Below are 19,128 nucleotides of genomic sequence, written 5' to 3' on the forward strand. Positions count from 1 at the left end.
TCAGCCTCCCAATGCCTTGCGCATGTTCTGCAGCCGGAGCTTAACCTCGGCCGCTTCCGCGTTCAGGCAATTGGGCGTCTGGCGCAATTCACCCGGGTTGTTGCGGCACTCGGTAATCGTGCGGGACAGCAATTCGGTGTCGGCTACGAACTCGTCCACGGTATGAGTCCTGTCCGCCTCTTGCGAGCAAGCCGCCAAAAGCACGAGGGAAAAGACGATGATAGGGCGACTCACTGCAACGCCGCCTTCATAGCGTCCATCCGTTGGCGCCAGTCCTCCGCCTTGCGTTGTTCGTCGACCTGGTTGTACGCCTGCTGCACCATCCTCAGCCCCTCCATCCGCAAAACGTCGGTCTGAAGAAATGCCTGTTCGGCCTGCAGCCGAGCCTGCAGGTCGGCAATCTCTTTGGCGTCGCCAGCCGTGGAAATCTTTTCCCGCAACTGATCAATCCCGTCGATGCGCTTGGTCGCCGCATCGTAGATCTGCTCACCAAGGCTCATTTGCCCGGCATTCTTGTTCTGAAGCCGGGACAATTCCTGAGCGTAGAAATCATCGGCATCAGTGCGGTAAGTCGAGTTGCCTTCCAGAAACCTTGAGGCGGAATCACCGAACACGCCGGTGCCGTTGCCTTTGAGCAAACCCTCGATGGCAGCGAAGTCGGAGGGAAGCACCCTGCGGATCGACGGATCGTTGAGAACCTTGGCGACATCCGCCATATCGGTCAGCTTGTTCAGCGAGCCATAAAGCTGCCGAGCTTGGCCGATCTGCTCATTGAGCGCGTCGAGTTGCGACTTGAGCTGCGCGATGCTCTCGATCTGCTTGGCAATCGCAGCCTGATCGTTGACAGGAATCCCCTGCCCTGACGCGCCTTCAGCGGCAAACATGAGCACCGCGCTGAGCAGTACGCCATGAAGTCGATAGGGTGGTGTCATCAGCTAGCACTCCTTCGCTGTTGGAAAATGGGAAGCCAGTTCTCAACGTCATCTCCAACCTCCGCGCGGATCGAGTCGAGAAGTTCGACATTGGCGGTCCGGCCGGATAGGATGGCGAGCTCGTCATCGAAACCGTTGAGATCGAGCTCGGCTACGACGCTGTTGTGTCCTTGCTTCAACAGGAACCTCCGACTTTCAACGGAAAGCTCGCGCGCTATCAATTCGTATTCGCGCTCGGTGAGCTTGAAGCCATCGACATAGTCGGCATGGTTGCCGCGCGAGTTGGGCAGGAAGATCTGTGTCGGGCATTGCTCGATGATCGTGTGCGCGATCGGCGAGTTCAGCGCGTCGCGTGGGCTTTGCGTGGCAAACAGCATCAACCCATTTTGTTTGCGGATTGTCTTCAGCTTGTTTTGCGCAAGATCGCGGAACCCCTCGTCTTGTAGCGCCTTCCAGAATTCGTCGATGACGATGATGATCCGTCGCCCATCGATCACCTGCTCGACGCGATGGAAGAGATAGGCCATCAGCGGTGTGCGAATTTCCTCGTTGTCGAGGAAGTCGGTCATGTCGTAGCCGATGAACTTCCCTGATTCGCCGAAATCGCCAAATCCGATATCTTCGATGACATTGTCGAAGACCCAGCCGAGCGGCCCTCCCTCCTCCCACCGGCGGAGCCTCGCCGCGATACCTTCCGGATCCGTATTGTTGAGGAAAGCCCGCAGCGCCCCTATTGTCCGTCGATCAGCGGGCAGGTCGGCAAGGCCGTCGATCGCGCCGGAGATGTCGCGAAGTTCAGTGACAGTCAGTTCCCGCGCCCCTGAACCCACAAGCTTGCCGATCCAGCGCGCCAGGAACACCTTGTTCTCCGGCGTCAGGTTGAGGGCCTTCAGGGGAGCGCAGCCGGTGGGGACCCCGTTCTTCAGTGGCAGGTAGGTGCCTCCGGCGGCGCGAACATAAAGGTCCGCGCCGCGATCCTTGTCGAAGAACACCACGTGCGGGTCGTGTTTTTCGAGCTGTGACAGCATGAAATTGACAATCACGGTTTTACCCGCTCCGGACGGACCGCACATGAAGGTGTTGCCCAGATCGCCATAATGGAGATTGAAGTAGTAAGGCGAGCCTGAAGCGGTCTTGAGCACGGCGACGGCAGGTCCCCACTCATTGCCGTCCTTCTGTCCGACCGGATAGGAATGGAACGGTGACAATGCTGCGAAATTCTTCGAGCTGATCGCGCCCGAGCGCGCGCGGTGACGAAAATTGCCCGGAAGTTGCGCCCACCATGCCGCTTCGAGGCCAAGATCCTCGCGCGCAACGACTGCCCCGCCATTGGTCAGGCTGGCACGAACCTTTGCCAGATTGTCGGTTAATTGCTCATGATCATTCCCATCGCCGTCACCGGATTTTCCTTTTACGTCGCCCACTGGCGTTGGCCTGAATTGGCGACCGGCATCACAGGCAAGACGCAATACTGGTTCCTTCGGGCGTCACCGGTGCCCGTCCTTTTGTTCGGGCCGCTGGCTGGATTGCTGGCGGTCTGGGCGCTGCCCCTGCATCGGCGAAGACCCGTGGCGTTGGCAAGCTTTCTCTGCTTTCTCCTGATGGCCGGCTTTTACGCGTTGCGCGAGTTCGGGCGGCTTCAGCCGCTCGTAGAGAGCGGTGTGCTGACCTGGGATCGGGCGCTCTCATTCGTCGACATGATTGCGGTCATTGGCGCAGCGATGGGATTCGTGGCGGCCGCGGTCGCGGCGCGCATCTCCAGCGTCGTGCCCGAACAGGTGACGCGCGCCAGGCGCGGAACATTCGGAGATGCAGACTGGCTGCCGATGTCGGCGGCGGCACGGCTGTTTCCCGATGATGGCGAAATCGTCATCGGCGAGCGCTACAGGGTCGACAAGGAACTCGTCCATGAGCTGCCGTTCGATCCGAACAATCCGGCCACCTGGGGACGTGGCGGCAAAGCCCCGCTGCTGACCTACGCCCAGGATTTCGATTCGACTCACATGCTTTTCTTCGCGGGCTCCGGTGGCTTCAAGACCACCAGCAACGTCGTGCCGACGGCGCTCAGATATACGGGTCCCCTCATTTGCCTGGATCCTTCCACCGAGGTGGCCCCGATGGTCGTTGACCACCGAAGAGATAAACTCAACCGAGAGGTTGTTGTGCTCGATCCGGCAGATCCGGTCATGGGATTTAACGTGCTCGACGGAATCGAGCACTCGCTAAAAAAGGAAGAGGACATTGTCGGCATTGCGCACATGTTACTCTCGGAAAGCTTACGCTTCGAATCGTCGACTGGCTCTTACTTCCAATCGCAGGCGCACAATCTGCTGACTGGTCTTCTGGCGCATGTGATGCTGTCACCGGAATATGCAGGACAGCGAAATCTGCGCAGCCTGCGCCAGATCGTCTCCGAGCCGGAAACCTCCGTGCTCGCCATGCTGCGCGACGTACAGGAACACTCCGCGTCCGCCTTCATCCGCGAAACACTCGGCGTCTTTGTTAACATGACCGAGCAAACGTTTTCAGGCGTCTATTCGACGGCATCGAAGGATACGCAATGGCTGTCGCTCGATAATTACGCGGCACTGGTTTGCGGCAACACGTTCAAATCGAGCGAGATCGCTGGCGGAAAGAAAGACGTCTTTATCAACATCCCCGCATCGATCCTGCGGTCCTATCCCGGTATCGGTCGGGTGATCATCGGCTCGCTGATCAACGCGATGATCGAAGCGGATGGTGCGTTCACGAGGCGAGCGTTATTCATTTTGGACGAAGTCGATCTGCTTGGCTACATGCGCGTGCTTGAAGAGGCGCGCGATCGCGGTCGCAAGTATGGCATTAGCATGATGCTGATGTACCAGTCCGTCGGGCAACTGGAACGGCACTTCGGAAAAGACGGTGCGGTGTCGTGGATCGACGGCTGCGCTTTCGCGAGTTACGCCGCGATCAAGGCACTGGATACCGCCCGCAACGTCTCTGCCCAATGTGGAGAAATGACTGTCGAAGTCAAAGGCAGTTCTCGCAATCTCGGCTGGGGTACGAAAAACAGCGCATCGCGGAAATCAGAAAGCATCACTTTCCAGCGCCGACCGCTCATTATGCCGCACGAAATCACACAATCGATGCGCAAGGACGAGCAGATCATTATCGTCCAGGGCCACAGTCCGATCCGCTGCGGACGGGCGATCTACTTCAGGAGGAAGGAAATGGATATGCAAGCCAGGCCCAACAGGTTCGCCAAGCTGGGGCCTTGACGACTCAGACGTTTTCTTACCGGCCCTATTCGGCTTCTATTTGCCAAACCCGCCCTAAAGCCTCTCCAGCGTAGATGACAGATGCTCCTGTATCGTAGTCGTCGCGGCCGCCGCAATTCCCAAGCCGATTTCGTGTTGGCGGCTTCGCTGCCAATTCGAAATTGGGGGCACCGCTCATCCTTGACGACGGCAATCCCGTCGGCATCATCATCGGATACTGAGCAGGTTTCCTTCCCCTCCGTATGGAACCAAAGAGCCGGACCTGGCTCCATGCCGGGTGCGGCTTTGACACTTCGGTCAGAGGAAAGGCTCCGCCAGCCGCGGAGCCCCGTGACCTCAATCAGTCCCGGTTCGGGCGGGACCAGATGAGCTGGAGGCCTTCTTCGCCTTCGACCTCAGCGAGCGTTGCGTAGATCGGCGCGGGGAAGCTCGGATCGTCGAGTTTGACCGAGAGATAGTCGCGGCCTTGCTCGGAGGTCTTCTGCCAGGCCGCACCCAGCTCGACGCTACCGGCGTAGACGCGGAACTGCGGGCCCTTATCTGAGAGGTTCTCGACCCGGGCGATGCGAGCCTTGACGTTGAGGGCGAGAGTGCAGATGGAGCCGGTGAAGCCCTTTTCGGTGGAGGTGAAGGTGCCGATGGTTGCCATCGTCGTATTCCTTTTCTTAAGTTCGGGCCGCGCCCATCGCGGCCTCGATGGCTGTCGCAAAGACCGGTGACGATCGGACCGCACCTGATAAGGCCGGAACAAAGTGGAGGGCGGCAACTGCCACTTTTGTTAGTCGGAGAGGAATGGCGGCGTAGCCGGCAGGGGTAAGAAAAGTGGTTGTGGCCGTTGCGGGAAGACGATCGAGGCGCAGCCGGTCTCCGGTCAGACATGCCTCATCGAGCCCGCAGATGGGTTGCCTGAAACTCCGACGGGAAGGGATATGGCAACGGCGTTCCGCTGCGCCTGCCTTGGGTACGAAGGCCATCCCGCGCCACGCAGGCCGGGACCGCTCATCGTCGGCTTCATCAGGGGACAAGCGTTCCAGCTAACATTGGCCCGCTTGCTGACTGCGCCCGGTGCGATATCGTTGCCCTCACGAATCTTAGCCGGGAGGATCAATGCGTCAGCAGACCAAGCCGTTCATCGTCGAACGCAAACCGTCCCGCAAACCCCAGTCCGACACTGCAAAACCGTCGATCTGGGGAAGGCTGAATGCTCACATTGCGCAAGGTCTTAGCGAATAGCGTGATATAGACTACGCGGCCGCCACCGGTGGTGACGACCGCGCTCGAGCGTCAGGCCGCAGCCTGCACATCCGTCTCGGGCTGCAAGGAATGAAGGAAGCTAACCGCACGCTGTGCGTGAGCCGCTGCTTGGAATATCGCCCGCTTGTCGTTGGCCAGCACCGATAACCACGACTGAAGATAAGAAGCGTGGTCCGGCCGCGGTTCAAGCTCCGGTGCGATACCGAGATCGGCACAAAGGAAGCAACTGCCAAGTTCGGCAATCAGTTCTTCCCGGGCCCGCTCGGTCCGGTCCTTGGCATAGCGCGACAGGTCACGCCCTAGACGGTGTTCCGCCGCCGTCCAGTGGGTTGCCTCATGGCTGAGGACAGCCGCGTATCCGGCAGCGTCGCGAAACGCCTCGAAAGGCGGCATCTGGATGTAGTCCATAACCGGGGAATAGTATGCCTGATTGCCGCCGTGCCGAATGACTGCGCCAGTATGCAGAAAGAAGCGATCGGCGCTCTCGATCCGCGCGATCGGATTAAGGACCTTGGCCGGAGCGGCATAATATTCATCAGGCAACCCATCGATCTGCTCGACGTTGAACACTGAATAGGCTTTCAGGAACGGGATCTCCCGATCGACCTCGTTGCCATGCCCGTCCGCTTCAGACTTGGTGAAGCGGCTGGCGAAGACGACGGTCGAACCGGTCTCGCCCTTGCGCACGGCCCCGCCCAGTTCTTGGGACTGCCTAAACGTCATCCACATTGACGAGGCGAAGCCGCGCGACAACTGTTCGGACCACAAGAGAAGCACGTTAATGCCTGAATAGGGCAGACCGTTGTGGCGCAGCGGCCGCGAGATGCGGCCGTTGGTGTTGGCCCCACTCCAAGGTTTCATCCAGGGACGGACGCCTTTTTCCAGATCCTCGACGATCCGACCGGTGATCCGCGTGTAGATGTCCACACGATCCAATTCTGATTTCTTTGCCATGACTTTCCTCTCCTTTCAGGAACGCGCCGATCGCGGTCCGTCACGGAGGTCCGAAGACAGGGGCCGATGGTGTGGCCATGCACCGGAACGGCCGCAACAGCGTGGAGGACGGCGAAGCCGTTGCATGGGCACCCGGCTCCTGCAGGACCGCCGATCGGGACGGCCGCGATCGGGGTGTGGCCAGCCTTATTTTCGACATGAAAAAAGCCGGCGCCCGTGGGCGCCAGCCTGAAAAGAGAGAAATGGCGGGGCGCGACCCCGCCAAGTGCGTCAACCGAAAGCGGCCATCTGAACTTCCGCCGCTTTGCGGTCGAGGGATGCACCCGGATTTTCGACCGGCCGGTCGAATGGCTTCCAGGTCTCGCCGACGACATGTTCATAGGCTGCCACCGCGCCCTCGGCTGCCATGCGCAGCGCATGGGACTGGATACCCATATCGGCCGCGAATTCCCGCTTGCGCTGGGCGGCGCTGTTATAGCCGACCGGGCCGTCGAGATCCTCGTCGCGGGCGTCGTTGTATGCCTTGGCGGTTGCGTCGCGCGCCTCGGTCACGGCGCGGGAGTAGAACTGCCCGGCGCCGTGCGCCGATCCGACGAAGGCCCCGACGATGCGCTGCAGATGGATCTGCATGGCTCTCTCGCCCAACCCCTCGGAGAGGCTGTCGGCGGTTTCGACGATCAGCCGTTCATGCAGGCTGCGGATGCCATCGCTGTCGACGACTGCTGTACCGAAGCTTTCGGCGATCTTGAGTGCCTGGGAGGCGTCGGGGCACGAGAGGCGGACCATTTCGAGGGTTGCTCCGCGGCGAGCTTGCGAGATCCGTGCGTTGGAGCGGTTGGGAGTTGCGGGCTTGGCCATGTCTGTTCCTTCCTTTGCTGCCGAAGCGGTTCCGGCCGATGCCGGTCTGCCCTTCGATGCGGACGACAGGAACCGGCAAAGGACGGGCGGCTTCACAGGTCCGAGCCGGCTGAGCAAGCAGGGCAGGTTTGCGTGCCAGCAGGTTTCGACCTGCTTGGGACCGCGAGCCTGCTCTCGCGCAGGGAGGCTGGATCGGCCGCTCCGCGGCGCGACAGCGGCCTTGAAACGCCCGGCCGCCGGTTCAGACCGCAGCGAATAAGAAGGGCAGTCCGGCACGGGCCGGATTTTCGTCTTGAGGGGCAAGGAACGGTTTATCGCCCTGCCCGCCATCCCGCAAACATCGAAGTTAGGCAAGTTTCGCATCAAGCGCCTTCGTTTAGGGTCGCCCCTGCCGCCGGATGATGCATAGGCGCATCGTCGCGATGCTGGAGTTCACTGATGACCTGCTCTTGCATCGCGTGCTTGCAGGTGATCATGTCCATCTCGAACAGCGCTCGAAGCTGCGGCGGTCGATGAGTTCCTGATAGTAAATACGAGGGCGAGATCTTCGACGCGTCCGGCTCTGGACGTTCACTGTCGTCGCCTGCCTAGTCGCGCGCCATGAGCTGTCAGGTCAGGCATTTCAGATGCCGCTGAGTCTCCCGCTGCAGGTATTGTGGTCGATGCAGGACGACCTTGAAGAACTATACGGAGATGTCCTGGCAATATGGCAACCCTGGTCAACGCATCCGGTTTCAAGGCGGGGAATAGACAGCGGGCACCACATGGCGGAAGAGGCACCTTTAGAACTGGCGCAGGGGCTCACTTCATTCTTTGAGAGATGAATTGAGGGTCAAAATGCTGCTCATGCTCTCAACCGGAGGGCCGTGCCTCTCTGGCCACAGGAAAAGGCCGTCGACCGTGACACTTACTATCCGTCGGACGGCTCTTTATCTTGTTCACCCCAAGTCATTTTGACTGGGCGCTCTTCACGAGATTTCTCCCACCGTGTTTAGCCTGGTATAGCGCGGCATCTGCCCTCAGAAGGAGCTCCTGGAGCTTCTCGTTCTGTCGAGCATCAGCAACGCCGAAACTGCAGGTGATGCGGCCTTTCGCGAGCGGCTCGACAACACATTCAGCGACGGCGTTACGCAGCCGTTCAGCCACGACCAGCGCCGAGGTCATGTCAGCCCTGGGCAACACGATGCAAAACTCTTCGCCGCCGATCCTTGCCGCATAATCATAGGGGCGCAAGTGATCCTTGACGGCCTCGGCAACCGCCATCAGCGCGTTGTCGCCGGTCTCATGTCCATATTCGTCATTGATCCGCTTAAAGTGGTCTAGGTCGAAGAGGATGATGGAAACCGCTTCTCCAGACCGGCTGGCGTGGGCCTGAATAACCGGCATGCGTTCCATCAGTGCCCTGCGGTTTCCGAGGCCCGTGAGAAAATCCGTGCTTGCTTGATGCTTGAGCTTCCTGGTCAAGTCCTCGACCTTCAGCAGCATGGAACGCGCACTATCGGTAACGGTGCCGATTTCATCTGGTGCAGTTGCTGGGAGGGTCAGGATCGTTTTGTCGTCCGGATAACGCTTCAAAACCGATGCAAGCCGGTTAAGTGGACTGATAAGACGCCAGATCGCGTAAAGACACAGAACCGTCCCGACCAGTGTTGCGCTGAGGACAAGACCAAAAATCGACAGGGCACTTGGTTGGAAGCCGAGCGACAGAAACGTAACAAGAGCAATGAGCGGCACGTGGACGCTGACGAAGCAGACAAGAAAAATCTTCGCAACGATGGACGATTTGATTTTATTCAAGGGATCCTCAAACATCGATTTGGCTATCTATCAGTCGCCTCTTATTTAGAGAAATTGCGGGTAGCGACCCACTCTGCTTTTGGATGGGCGATATTTTGGAGGTGGAGATATCTGTGTAAGTCACCATGAAGCGACGGCACCTGCGCTGACGGCATCGCGGACCGCGCTCCGCGGGCTCAGAGCCGCTACCAGGAAAAAAGAAAAACCTCCGTGAATACATAGGGGCACAAGGACCGCCAGCAGGACACGGGCAAGTCTTGCAGAACCAAATCAGTCAATAGGATTACGGGTGCAATGGACGGAGCGCCTTATAAGCCGCGACCATTAAGGACATGTTTCGGCCAATGCACTCAGTCCCTGCGTTATATGCTTGAACTGCGGCTTCCCGCCGTTCCCAGGAAAGTTGAGAACATAAAGACTATCGAAATCATCGCCTGACCATTTAGGGATTTCATCACGGTCCCCGCCTTCAGCCTCCATCAACGCCCTTGCAGCCTTGACCAGCTTCTTGTGCTCCCATGCGACGAAGGTCACATGGTCTGGATGATCGGTGGGATCCAAAGTGCTCACCAATTCCTTGACGTCGTCGTAGCCTATCGACGTTTCTACTGGCAGGCCGTTTGCAATCGCTGTTGGCTCGATTGTCGCAAGCGGTCGGACATAGGCGTAGCTCTCACCACCATCTTGCTTTAGCCGGGATGGATCGGGCGCAATGATACGATCAGGTTTGCCAAACAATCTCGTGAGAACTGCCGGCAGTGCCAAGGACCTGTTCAAGCCCCGGCAGCTCAGCTGGCCCAAGCCATTTGACGGCTTTTCTCCGTGGCGCATAAAGACGATAATGTGATCGTCCTTGCGGGCCTGCTCCGCCGCATCGATTGCACCCGCGCCAGAGATGAAGACGCTTGCCAAAAACAGGATCAGTAGATGTCGCGTGGTCATTGAACCTCCAACGCCCGCATCGAATTTCAGTATTCTTGAGGCGCGTGTCACGATCCCGATACGAGTGCCAACGCCGACTTGAGATAGCGCGCAGCAAGAACGTCACCGTTTCGGCTTGCAATCTCATAGGCCGCGCGACAATGGGCTTCAAGCGCATTGGAGCCAAATGTAACGTCCGGCATGACGGCATCCATCACAGCCCCCGTGAACACAGACGGTTCGCCATTGCTGTCCCTCAGACATCGCCCATAGGCGACGAGGCATTTTCGCCCGCCATTTTTGAGCTGCACGGCGTAAGATGACGCGGATGTATTGCCGGAAATTATTGCTTCATGCGTATTCCGGGCAATCACCGCCCTGTCCTCCTCAACGATCTTTGAGAGGATGGTCTCGACAGGCATGCCCTTGACTACATCGTCAACGGGTATCTCATAGAGTGACGCGAATACCGCATCGGCAAAAAGAAGATTGTCGGCAAGAACCCAGCTAAAGAACCCGATGGAATCGCTCAAACCGCCGACATACTTTATGTCATCGTTGAAGTCGCGCATCTCTTTTCCATTGCTGTCAGTTGAACCTATGACGGCACTATATGCATAACTTGCCCGCCTTAAGTTTGTTGCATAGTATGGGAAAGCTCAGAGTTGAGGGCAAAGCGCAGCTTGGCGTATCTGATCGCTACTTGTCCGATGTTGATCAAACGAGGTCAGGACAAGGTTGAACAGTTCCGGATCGGTACCATGTACTCAAATTCTTCTAAGGCGAGATTGTTATCCAATCTTTCAAACGAGGTCAGGCTGGAGATTTTGTTGCGAAAATGAGAGCTCGGTTGGCAGTCTGGCTGAGCGGCTGAATATGAGCCAGTCGGCTATCTCACAGCACCTTGCCAAGCTTCGCCGCGATGGACTAGTCGCGACGCGCAAGGACGGCCAGACGGTTTATTACATCTGCCGAAATCCAGGCGTTCAGCGCGTCCTTGATATGCTGAGCGAGATCTTCAGCCCCAGTTTTGAAAAAAAGAATGGCTATCCCCTGTCGCACCCTCGCAAAAGTCGAGTCTAGGTGTCGCAGGTACCAGCGTTTCGGGACTTGGCCAACTCGATAGATTGGACAGCCCTGATTGTTTCAGCAAGATGGTCCGCCAGGCGCATGGCAAGAGCCACTGCAGGCATCGTCGGATTTGCGTGCCCGCCGGTCGGAAGAACGCAACTGCCGGCGACGTAGAGGTTATCGGCGTTGTAAACCCACTTTCAATTCGAACCGGCGCTCGAAGACGATAGAATGGTGAAGGCTCGACCATCAAGGAAGAGACTACGTTCGGCGCCGAAGAAGAGCCAGACCATCGGCAAGCATACGCTTCAGGATCAGCTTCTTGGTTTCCGGTGCAGCAGGACCAGCTTCGGAGATAGCGGCAGTAGCACGCGGCGGGTCGGCGGCCTCGGATGGCGAGACCGGCAGAGGCTCTTCGACCACGGCGGCGACCACAACGTGCGTGATCGTTGTTTCATCCGATTTGACCGCGACGGTAATCTCTCCTCCGGAGCGGAGGCGATCGACGCCAATTTGAGCGGCCTCCCGCTCATCTTGAGCTTCAACCAGCAATGTATGCGTCACGAGAAAAAATGGCATGTGTTCCCACTAAGTGTTTTAGTGCAGATCTCATTCGCAAAGGTGACAAGGTCAAGGTGCAGCACCGCATTTGCGGTGGCATCAGACACAAAAAAGGCGCTCGACCCGTGAGAGGAGCGCCTTCTTCTGTATCCCGGGACAACGTCAAACGCCGCGGCGATTGCAGCAAGCAGGACACCGTCTCATCGGGGAGTGTTCCTCAGATATTGTTGACGAAGGGCAATTTCAAGTCGCGATTTGTATCATCGACTGCTAGATCTCGCCTCATCAGGAATGCCAGGCGAAACAGTATGAGCACAACACCCGAGACCCGGAGAGCCATCGCGCAGCGTGTCTTTGATCGTGCGATAACGCGCGGTGCGCCGATTGACGCTGATCCCGCCTTCCTCGCCGCGGTGGAAGAATGGATCCGAGGAGATATCGACATGAAGGCTATGCGCCACCGGTACCTTGAAATAATTGCTCTTCAATCTGCCGACCGGCGGTGCTTACGCAAAACTGGCCTCGGCAAAAATCCCTTGGGTTCATTGGACGAGGCGAACGAAGAATAAAAAAATGGGCCTGCGGAAACCGCGGCCCATGAAGTGTGGAGTTATCAAACCTCCAGAGGGGAACAGCTGTTGCGACGGAACTGGGAGGTGACCGTCATGTGCATCAGCTAGAGGCGTTATGCCTGATTTTTGACCAATAGGAAAACATTTATTGTGCAACGCAGCTATGCAGCTGCCGCGATGGTCTCGTGATCAGATCTGCCGCCAGTTGACCCTCGATTGCTCGCAGCTTCTGCCGCCAAGGCCTTTACCATTTCCGGGACCGCGAAGCCGAGTGATGTCGTCAAGGGGTCGCAAAAATGCCCTGCCGATCCCGCTTCGACATACTTGACCTCACTCACGCTCGGAGCTGGAACAATAACGAAGTTGACCGGTGACAGCTTGGTATGCTCGCCAATGAGCACCTACTGATCAGACAACCCTCCGCTCATGGCTTTATCCGCCTGCTCTGGGTGATGAATGCGCGTACGACTCTCGATGGTTCGATCTTTCGATAGGCAACCGCGATGTCGGATGTGACGGATTGGGTTGGCAGTTCAATGTACGAAAGTCCCGGCAAAGTGACATTGGCCAGCGAAGCAGGCACCAGAGCGACACCCCCGCCAATTGCGACCATGCTGCCGACGCCGGTGAAGTCGAATCCTGCGATCTGGATCTCGGGTGCGAAACCAGCAAGCTGACACGCTTCGATTGTTGTGGCATGAAAACCAACGTCTCTTGGCTGGTTGGGTACCAGAAACCTGTGGTTTGCGAATGTTTCGAGATCTGCACCACCGGAAAGGGAGCGCTTCTCCTCTTCCGACACCGCTAGTATGAGCCGCTCGCGGCGGATCACATGGATTGAAATACCTTCTGGAATTGGCGCTGGCGAGCGAATGAAGCCAAAGTCCAGAAGTCCCTCACCGATGCGCGACAGCTGTTGGCGCAACTCCATTTCGACCAGATGAACATCGACCTTGGGATGCTCAAGCCGAAATTCCCGAATTGAGTCCACCACCGCCCCTGAATAGGCGGCTGATGCAACATAGCCAACCGATATACGCCCCATCTCGCCGCGGCCTATCCGCTTGATCGCCGTCACAGCCGCATCCGCTTGAGCAACGATCTTCAGCGCCTCCTCGTAAAGAGTATGGCCTGACTGCGTCAGTTTCGCCGATCGGCGCGCTCGATCAATTAGCGACACGCCAACGATTTCTTCCAGCTTGAGAATCTGCTGGCTGAGGCCCGGCTGCGCGATACCCAATCTGAAAGCCGCACGCTCGAAATTCCGCTCTTCTACAAGTGCAATGAAGTAACGAAGATGTCGAAGCTCCAATGCGGGGACTTTTTGCGATTTGGTGTCCATAGGGTCTCCGGGACCATCTGTAAGCCAGAGCTGGTCGAGTTTTCAGAAGTCATAGTTCTGAAAACTCCCTAACCCATTTATTGGAAGATTCCCATTAATATGAATAGAAAAATCCAGTTTTCCGCCTGGGCTTTTCAAATGAACTCGATTTCTCGTTATCCCACGTCGCTCGCATTTGCTGTTTTGATGTCGACGACGTCATCGGTGGTGCTGGCACAAAGCACGGAGGGCGCAACCGTACTTGCCCCCGTCATCGTCACAGGCGAGAAGTCCCAAAACCCCAAGGCGCCGATCAAGGGCTTTGTCGCTAGGACAAGCTCCACCGCCACGAAGACCGGAACGCCCGTTCTCGAAACACCGCAATCAATATCCGTCATAACGACCGATCAGCTCAAAGCCCAGGACGCGGAAACCGTTAGCCAGGCTTTGGATTATACACCCGGCGTCGTCAGCCAGCCGAACGGCTCGGACCCCCGCTTCGATTCTCCCAGAATTCGCAGCTTCGATGGTCGCCAGGCGCAATACCTCAACGGGTTACGCATGATGCGCACGGCAGGCGCGCCGTCGGTCGATCCCTATCAACTGGAGCGCATCGAAGTACTGCGTGGACCTGCGTCGGTCATGTTCGGCCAAGGGAATCCAGGTGGGATCATCAATCTTATCAGCAAGCGTCCTACCTTTGACCGTTTCGGTGAAGTCGGCTTCCAAATCGGCTCCTATGATACCTATGGCATTTACTTCGATTTCGGTGGGCCTTTCACGGAGGGTTCGGATTTTGCCTATCGCATGACAGGACTGGCAAGGGTCGCCAGCGCGCAAGTCGATGAATTGGACAACGACCGCTATTTCGTCGCGCCTGCGCTTACATGGCAGCCTGATGAAGATACCACGTTAACGGTGCTGACCAGTGTGCAACACGACAATCCGAGCACGCCGTCAAGCATACCGCCACGTTTCTCCTACAACGCCACAAGCAAAACCCTTGGCCCGGATTTCTACGTCGGCGACAAGAGCTTCGATCATTCCAACCGCACCCTCACCAATTTCGGCTACGAGCTTGAGCATCACCTGGGTGACACCTGGACCTTCAACCAGAACCTGCGCTTTTCGAACTTCGACTGGGATTATCGGTCGCTTGGCATGTCCTCGACGGTTGCGAGTGCGGTTCTTGGACCCGGCGTCGGGTCGGACGGTCAATCGATCTTGCGAAACGCGACCTTGCAAGACGAATCCCTGAACACGTTTAGCGTTGATAATAATCTACTTGGCGAATTCGATACCGGCGACATTGAACACAAGCTTCTGGTCGGGTTGGACTATCGCCACTTCAGCAACAACGTCCGCACCCAGTTCTTCCGGGCAACGCCGCTAGATATTCTCAATCCCGTTTACGGCGGCCCGATCACGCTGATTGCGCCGACACTCGATACGACGGTTAAATCCGACCTTACGCAAGTCGGCATTTATGTACAGGACGAGCTCTCCTACGACAATTGGCGCGCAACGGTCGGCCTCCGGCAGGACTGGGCAAGCACGCGTGGGACATCGCTTAACGGGCTCGCCTTAACAAGTGCGATCAATCCGCGGTCGCTTGACCAGGATGATCACGAGCTGAGCGGCCGGGCGGGCCTTGGCTATGTCTTTGAAAACGGCATTGCCCCTTACGTGAGCTACAGCACATCCTTCGAGCCTGTTCTTCCGACGGCAACGCTCTCATCTCCCATACCAACGGCGGGTGAGCAGGTCGAAGTCGGCGTGAAATACCAGCCGGAAGATTGGGATGGTTTCTTCTCGGCCGCTCTCTATGACCTGCGTCAGTCGAACGTTTCTTCGACGGTCGGCGGCGTGACGACACAGCTCGACGGTGTTCGCGTCAAAGGGCTGGAACTTGAGGGCGTTGCCAGCCTGATGGACGGTCTCAACCTACGCGCTGCCTATTCCTATATGGATGCGGAAATCGAAGGTCGGCTGAACGATGGAAAACGGCCGGATAATATTCCAGAAAATGCTGCAAGCCTTTGGCTGGACTATAGCTTCAACGAAGACACAGCGCTGCAGGGCTTTGGCATCGGGGCCGGCGTTCGGTATGTCGGCCAGCGATATGGCGACAGCGCAAATACCTATGATCTGGCGGCAGTCACTTTGTTTGATGCAGCGCTGACCTACAAGAAGGACGGCATTACAGCTTCTCTCAACCTGAAAAATATCGCAAACAGGGAATTTCTTGCCAGCTGCGGCACATTCGGCTGCACCTACGGCGACGGGCGAACGGTGATGGGCAAGCTGACTTTTTCGTGGTGACGTGGGAGTCTTTAACGCAGGAACGCCGCCCTCGCCGCCGCTCTGCATTGCCTCACGTTATCGAGGCCATGCGCCTCCTCCATCTTTCTTTCTCCCCGAAATCCTGTCTCGACCTCGCGGGATCTATTGCCGGCCTTGTTCGGGCGGCAATTGCCGGTCAGGGGCTCGCCCTTGTGCGGGATGTCTATGCTGCCGAAGAAATCGCCTCCGGACGTTTGGCGCTTGCACTGGATCGGCCATGGCCTGCAGAGTTCGCATATTATGCAATGACTTCGCCTGATGCTGGCAGGCGGCCTGCAGTGCAGGACTTCATCGGCTGGCTGAAAGAGGAATCCAAGCAGGATGAGGGTGTCGCTCGATGAATGCTGAGTTCGACTTTCGGTGAGATAAAAAATGATGGTCGTCCGGTTGCGTAGTGTGCAGAGAAGGCGGCTTTCAATTTCCTCCCGCTTCATTGCTCCATACGCCCTGAGCAAACCTGCAGCTAGTTTGTGCCTTCTCCAATCGGCGGACTGAGGTAAAGCTCGATTGACGGTTTCAGCTCCACCTATATCTCGCTACATCATAGGGTTGTTGCGATCAAAGGCCCAAAACATCCTGCATGTCGTATTCGCCTGGCGCTCGTCCAGGGAGCAATCGCGCGGCGGCCAGCGCACCACGCGCAAATATACCGCGATCAAGCGCAGCATAAGAGAAAGTGTCAAACTCCTCGTCGCAGAAAACACGACACTGCGCTCACCTACGATACCGCAGGACCGCGGAGCAGAAGTCTACGTGACCGGGATGAAGCGTTATCTTTCAAAAAATCTAAATAGCCTTTTAACTCGATTTGCAAGAATGAGGGCGTATCTCGCTCCAGATTATAGCGTCGTCGTGAATTAATATTTTGAAAGCGGTTTTTTCCGTTAAATATTCCTCTGAGTTGCAGTATGCGAAGGGGAACAAATGCCAAAATGGCGATGGTTGATGGCGCAAATGACGCGCCGGCTGTGGGTTCGGGCCACATTGATCGGCGCGTTAGGCATCTTCGCTGCCATTCTCGCTGCTGTCGCGGAGAGGTATATTCCGTGGGATATGCCGGGTAGTATCGGAGCTGATGCGGTCGACAGCATTCTTTCGATAATTGCCTCCAGCATGCTCGCCGTGACGACGTTTTCGTTGAGCATTATGGTGTCCGCCTATGGCTCTGCGACGAACAATGTCACGCCACGTGCAACGAAGCTGTTGATTGAGGATCGCCTGACACAGACGGTTCTGTCGACATTCATCGGCTCTTTTCTGTTTGGTATCGTCGGCCTGATCGTCCTTAGAACGGGAGCCTATGGCGAACGTGGGCGGGTTGTTCTCTTCATCGTGACGATCGCCGTCATCGCACTTGTTGTCATCTCTCTCTTACGATGGATCGATCATTTGACTCGGCTTGGCCGCGTCGGGGAGACGACCGACAGGGTAGAGGAGGCGACGCGCGAAGCTCTTGAGGGTCGGTTACGACAGCCCTATCTCGGCGGGGTGCCTTTGCCGAATGCTGATGCGCAGGATCCGCCAGCCTCCTTTCAGGTGACGACTGACACGATCGGGTATATCCAGCATGTGGACATACCCGCACTTGCCCGGTTCTCTGAAGAGTACGACAAAGATCTGTATGTCAACGCCGTTCCCGGCACCTTCGTCTATCCGCATACGCCTCTTGCCTGGATCGCAGATGGGAAAATCGAGGGCGCAGATGCCGCTGTGGAGCGGGTAAGAGCTGCGTTCACTGTCGGAGATGAGCGGTCCTTTGATCAGGATCCACGTTTCGGATTGGCGGTGATGAGCGAAATCGGCTCACGCGCACTTTCTCCCGCCACGAACGATCCAGGCGCAGCGATTGACGTCATTGGTCGCAACACGCGCCTGCTAAGTCTTTGGAGCGCGAGCAAACGCGAAGATAGTGATTATGAGCCGGACTATCCGCGTGTTCATGTTCCACCGCTCAATTCGGATGATCTTTTTGAGGATGCCTTCATGCTGATGGCGCGGGACGGCGCTGGCCTGATCGAAGTGCAACTGCGTATGCAGAAGACTTTGGCCGCCCTCGCTCTTATGGGGGACGATGACTTCAAGGCTGCGGCACTGAAACAGGCTCGGCTTGCATTTGACCGGGCAAAGGCATCTCTTACCATGGACATGGACAAGGAGCGGTTATCGGAAGTTTCGCGGTGGCATGCCGCGCGCGATTAACCCGTAGGGGGTTATGCATCGCGGAGCGATCAATCAACTTTCAAGACATCGACAATATCATGGATAGTTCCGTACTTGCGAAGTCTAAAAAAGCGCGCAGTTTAGGCGAGAGATGCCGACTTGTTGGCCACATAATGCTGACCTTGGCTCGGTCCTCAAGATAGGGCTCTAATACGCTAATCAGAGAGCCGGTTTCTAACTGTCCCGATACTGCTATATCTGGCACGCAAGCAATTCCAACGCCATTTTCTGCTGAACAGATTTGAGGTTCAAGCGCGTTCATTAGTACGTAAGCGGCAAGCTGAGACCGTTCAGCGCGTGTAATTCCACGGCATGAGTGCATCGAGATCGCTGCTGGGCCATCCTTTGGCGATGCGCTCGAGGGTTTGGGTGAGCCAGGCCTGCGGATCGACGTCGTTCATCTTGGCTGTCTGGAGCAACGTGGCAATTGTCGCCCAGGTCCTTCCACCGCCATCACTGCCGGCGAAGAGGCTGTTCTTTCTCGTAATTGTCTGGGGTCTGATTGCACGCTCGACTATGTTGTTGTCGAGCTCGATGCGGCCGTCGGTTAGAAAGCGCTCGAAGATGGAGCGACGCGAGGTGGCATAGCGGATCGCCTCGGCCAGCTTCGACTTGGCAGAGATCCGAGGTAGGGTCTTCTGCCAGAGGGCGAAGAGCTTCGTGACAACCGCAGCAGATGTCGCCTGGCGCGCGGCGACACGGGCGTCAGGGCTTTGCCCGCGAGCTGTTTCTTCCACCTGCCAGAGCTTCGCCATCAGTTCCACCGTCTCGGTGGCGATCCTGGAGCTGTCTGAGGCGTGGAGCTCGTAGAACTTGCGCCTGCTATGGGACCAGCAGTAGGCCAGCATCACGCCGTCATTGCCTCCGTCAGATCTGGCAAGCTTGTTATAGGCACCATGTCCGTCAACCTGCAGAATACCGCGATAGCCACTCAGATGCCGGGCGACCCGATCGCCAGCACGGCTATCTTCGAAGCGATAGGCAACCATCGGCGGGCTACTGCCACCGAAGGGCCTGTCATCGCGGGCATAAGCCCAAAGCCAGGCCGTCTTGGCCGATCCGGATCC

At 57.4% G+C, this 19,128-nt stretch carries 18 protein-coding genes and 2 pseudogenes; 6 read left to right on the plus strand and 14 right to left on the minus strand.

Going from position 1 to position 19,128, the window contains the following annotated elements; all coding sequences use genetic code 11:
- The 3 genes and pseudogenes from ACFVTJ_RS17860 to ACFVTJ_RS17870 all read right to left on the minus strand — a co-directional run.
- Complete coding sequence (locus ACFVTJ_RS17860) at positions 1–234, minus strand: EexN family lipoprotein (RefSeq protein WP_386909622.1); 234 nt, start codon at positions 232–234, stop codon at positions 1–3.
- Entirely contained in the window at positions 231–932 is a 702-nt protein-coding gene (gene virB5, locus ACFVTJ_RS17865; protein ID WP_386909624.1) for a P-type DNA transfer protein VirB5, read from the minus strand. Before virB5 ends, ACFVTJ_RS17860 begins: the two co-directional genes overlap by 4 nt.
- Positions 932–2,308: pseudogene (locus ACFVTJ_RS17870) on the minus strand (transporter); the annotation flags it as partial. The gene virB5 and the pseudogene ACFVTJ_RS17870, both read right to left, overlap by 1 nt.
- On the opposite strand from ACFVTJ_RS17870, the gene traG reads away from it, so the two are divergent.
- A complete protein-coding gene (gene traG, locus ACFVTJ_RS17875; protein WP_386909626.1) occupies positions 2,309–4,189 on the plus strand; it encodes a Ti-type conjugative transfer system protein TraG in 1,881 nt (626 codons plus the stop codon). It begins immediately after the preceding pseudogene.
- Between the two features lie 340 nt (positions 4,190–4,529).
- Here the strand turns inward: traG and ACFVTJ_RS17880 are convergent, their stop codons facing one another.
- From ACFVTJ_RS17880 to ACFVTJ_RS17905, 6 genes are all read right to left on the minus strand, one after another.
- Positions 4,530–4,838 carry a DUF736 domain-containing protein gene (locus tag ACFVTJ_RS17880; RefSeq protein WP_386909628.1) on the minus strand — a complete coding sequence of 103 codons (309 nt, stop codon included), beginning with the start codon at positions 4,836–4,838 and terminating at the stop codon, positions 4,530–4,532.
- Between the two features lie 635 nt (positions 4,839–5,473).
- A complete protein-coding gene (locus ACFVTJ_RS17885; protein ID WP_386909630.1) occupies positions 5,474–6,397 on the minus strand; it encodes an ArdC family protein in 924 nt (307 codons plus the stop codon).
- Positions 6,398–6,667: 270 nt separating this feature from the next.
- A complete protein-coding gene (locus ACFVTJ_RS17890) occupies positions 6,668–7,255 on the minus strand; it encodes a hypothetical protein (RefSeq protein ID WP_386909632.1) in 588 nt (195 codons plus the stop codon).
- A 948-nt stretch (positions 7,256–8,203) separates the two neighbouring features.
- Entirely contained in the window at positions 8,204–9,052 is an 849-nt protein-coding gene (locus ACFVTJ_RS17895; protein WP_386909634.1) for a GGDEF domain-containing protein, read from the minus strand.
- A gap of 324 nt (positions 9,053–9,376) precedes the next feature.
- The gene (locus tag ACFVTJ_RS17900) at positions 9,377–9,994 is read right to left on the minus strand and encodes a hypothetical protein (protein ID WP_386909636.1); all 618 of its coding nucleotides are present in this window, start codon (positions 9,992–9,994) and stop codon (positions 9,377–9,379) included.
- 47 nt (positions 9,995–10,041) lie between these two features.
- Positions 10,042–10,545, minus strand: coding sequence for a hypothetical protein (locus tag ACFVTJ_RS17905; RefSeq protein WP_386909638.1), 504 nt, complete (start codon positions 10,543–10,545; stop codon positions 10,042–10,044).
- A 304-nt stretch (positions 10,546–10,849) separates the two neighbouring features.
- On the opposite strand from ACFVTJ_RS17905, the gene ACFVTJ_RS17910 reads away from it, so the two are divergent.
- Positions 10,850–11,056 carry an ArsR family transcriptional regulator gene (locus tag ACFVTJ_RS17910; RefSeq protein WP_386909639.1) on the plus strand — a complete coding sequence of 69 codons (207 nt, stop codon included), beginning with the start codon at positions 10,850–10,852 and terminating at the stop codon, positions 11,054–11,056.
- A 249-nt stretch (positions 11,057–11,305) separates the two neighbouring features.
- On the opposite strand, the gene ACFVTJ_RS17915 is transcribed toward ACFVTJ_RS17910, so the two are convergent.
- On the minus strand, positions 11,306–11,623 hold the full coding sequence (locus ACFVTJ_RS17915) for a hypothetical protein (RefSeq protein WP_386909641.1): 318 nt from the start codon (positions 11,621–11,623) through the stop codon (positions 11,306–11,308).
- Positions 11,624–11,913: 290 nt separating this feature from the next.
- Between ACFVTJ_RS17915 and ACFVTJ_RS17920 the strand changes: the two genes are divergently transcribed.
- Complete coding sequence (locus ACFVTJ_RS17920; RefSeq protein ID WP_386909643.1) at positions 11,914–12,174, plus strand: hypothetical protein; 261 nt, start codon at positions 11,914–11,916, stop codon at positions 12,172–12,174.
- A 427-nt stretch (positions 12,175–12,601) separates the two neighbouring features.
- Here the strand turns inward: ACFVTJ_RS17920 and ACFVTJ_RS17925 are convergent, their stop codons facing one another.
- A complete protein-coding gene (locus tag ACFVTJ_RS17925; protein ID WP_386909645.1) occupies positions 12,602–13,519 on the minus strand; it encodes a LysR substrate-binding domain-containing protein in 918 nt (305 codons plus the stop codon).
- Positions 13,520–13,657: 138 nt separating this feature from the next.
- Here ACFVTJ_RS17925 and ACFVTJ_RS17930 point away from each other — a divergent pair, with 138 nt between their 5' ends.
- Together ACFVTJ_RS17930 and ACFVTJ_RS17935 are read left to right on the plus strand one after the other, a co-directional pair.
- Positions 13,658–15,820, plus strand: coding sequence for a TonB-dependent siderophore receptor (locus ACFVTJ_RS17930; RefSeq protein ID WP_386909647.1), 2,163 nt, complete (start codon positions 13,658–13,660; stop codon positions 15,818–15,820).
- A 68-nt stretch (positions 15,821–15,888) separates the two neighbouring features.
- On the plus strand, positions 15,889–16,182 hold the full coding sequence (locus ACFVTJ_RS17935) for a LysR substrate-binding domain-containing protein (RefSeq protein WP_386909649.1): 294 nt from the start codon (positions 15,889–15,891) through the stop codon (positions 16,180–16,182).
- A 217-nt stretch (positions 16,183–16,399) separates the two neighbouring features.
- Here ACFVTJ_RS17935 and ACFVTJ_RS17940 read toward each other — a convergent pair.
- Positions 16,400–16,578: pseudogene (locus ACFVTJ_RS17940) on the minus strand (dihydrodipicolinate reductase C-terminal domain-containing protein); the annotation flags it as partial.
- Positions 16,579–16,765: 187 nt separating this feature from the next.
- On the opposite strand from ACFVTJ_RS17940, the gene ACFVTJ_RS17945 reads away from it, so the two are divergent.
- Entirely contained in the window at positions 16,766–18,040 is a 1,275-nt protein-coding gene (locus ACFVTJ_RS17945) for a DUF2254 domain-containing protein (RefSeq protein ID WP_386909651.1), read from the plus strand.
- Positions 18,041–18,080: 40 nt separating this feature from the next.
- Here ACFVTJ_RS17945 and ACFVTJ_RS17950 read toward each other — a convergent pair whose 3' ends face one another.
- A complete protein-coding gene (locus ACFVTJ_RS17950) occupies positions 18,081–18,383 on the minus strand; it encodes a LysR substrate-binding domain-containing protein (protein ID WP_386909653.1) in 303 nt (100 codons plus the stop codon).
- On the minus strand, positions 18,352–19,128 hold a 777-nt coding region (gene tnpC / locus ACFVTJ_RS17955), incomplete at its 5' end, for an IS66 family transposase (RefSeq protein ID WP_386909655.1). The genes tnpC and ACFVTJ_RS17950, both read right to left, overlap by 32 nt.

The organism is Agrobacterium sp. NPDC058088 (genome assembly GCF_042885035.1).
GTDB lineage: Bacteria > Pseudomonadota > Alphaproteobacteria > Rhizobiales > Rhizobiaceae > Agrobacterium.

Coding starts and splice junctions, on each gene's coding strand:
- virB5 (WP_386909624.1), bottom strand. CDS start 932: ATGACACCACCCTATCGACTTCATGGCGTACTGCTCAGCGCGGTGCTC.
- traG (WP_386909626.1), top strand. CDS start 2,309: ATGATCATTCCCATCGCCGTCACCGGATTTTCCTTTTACGTCGCCCAC.
- ACFVTJ_RS17880 (WP_386909628.1), bottom strand. CDS start 4,838: ATGGCAACCATCGGCACCTTCACCTCCACCGAAAAGGGCTTCACCGGC.
- ACFVTJ_RS17885 (WP_386909630.1), bottom strand. CDS start 6,397: ATGGCAAAGAAATCAGAATTGGATCGTGTGGACATCTACACGCGGATC.
- ACFVTJ_RS17890 (WP_386909632.1), bottom strand. CDS start 7,255: ATGGCCAAGCCCGCAACTCCCAACCGCTCCAACGCACGGATCTCGCAA.
- ACFVTJ_RS17900 (WP_386909636.1), bottom strand. CDS start 9,994: ATGACCACGCGACATCTACTGATCCTGTTTTTGGCAAGCGTCTTCATC.
- ACFVTJ_RS17905 (WP_386909638.1), bottom strand. CDS start 10,545: ATGCGCGACTTCAACGATGACATAAAGTATGTCGGCGGTTTGAGCGAT.
- ACFVTJ_RS17910 (WP_386909639.1), top strand. CDS start 10,850: ATGAGCCAGTCGGCTATCTCACAGCACCTTGCCAAGCTTCGCCGCGAT.
- ACFVTJ_RS17915 (WP_386909641.1), bottom strand. CDS start 11,623: ATGCCATTTTTTCTCGTGACGCATACATTGCTGGTTGAAGCTCAAGAT.
- ACFVTJ_RS17920 (WP_386909643.1), top strand. CDS start 11,914: ATGAGCACAACACCCGAGACCCGGAGAGCCATCGCGCAGCGTGTCTTT.
- ACFVTJ_RS17925 (WP_386909645.1), bottom strand. CDS start 13,519: ATGGACACCAAATCGCAAAAAGTCCCCGCATTGGAGCTTCGACATCTT.
- ACFVTJ_RS17930 (WP_386909647.1), top strand. CDS start 13,658: ATGAACTCGATTTCTCGTTATCCCACGTCGCTCGCATTTGCTGTTTTG.
- ACFVTJ_RS17935 (WP_386909649.1), top strand. CDS start 15,889: ATGCGCCTCCTCCATCTTTCTTTCTCCCCGAAATCCTGTCTCGACCTC.
- ACFVTJ_RS17945 (WP_386909651.1), top strand. CDS start 16,766: ATGCCAAAATGGCGATGGTTGATGGCGCAAATGACGCGCCGGCTGTGG.
- ACFVTJ_RS17950 (WP_386909653.1), bottom strand. CDS start 18,383: ATGCACTCATGCCGTGGAATTACACGCGCTGAACGGTCTCAGCTTGCC.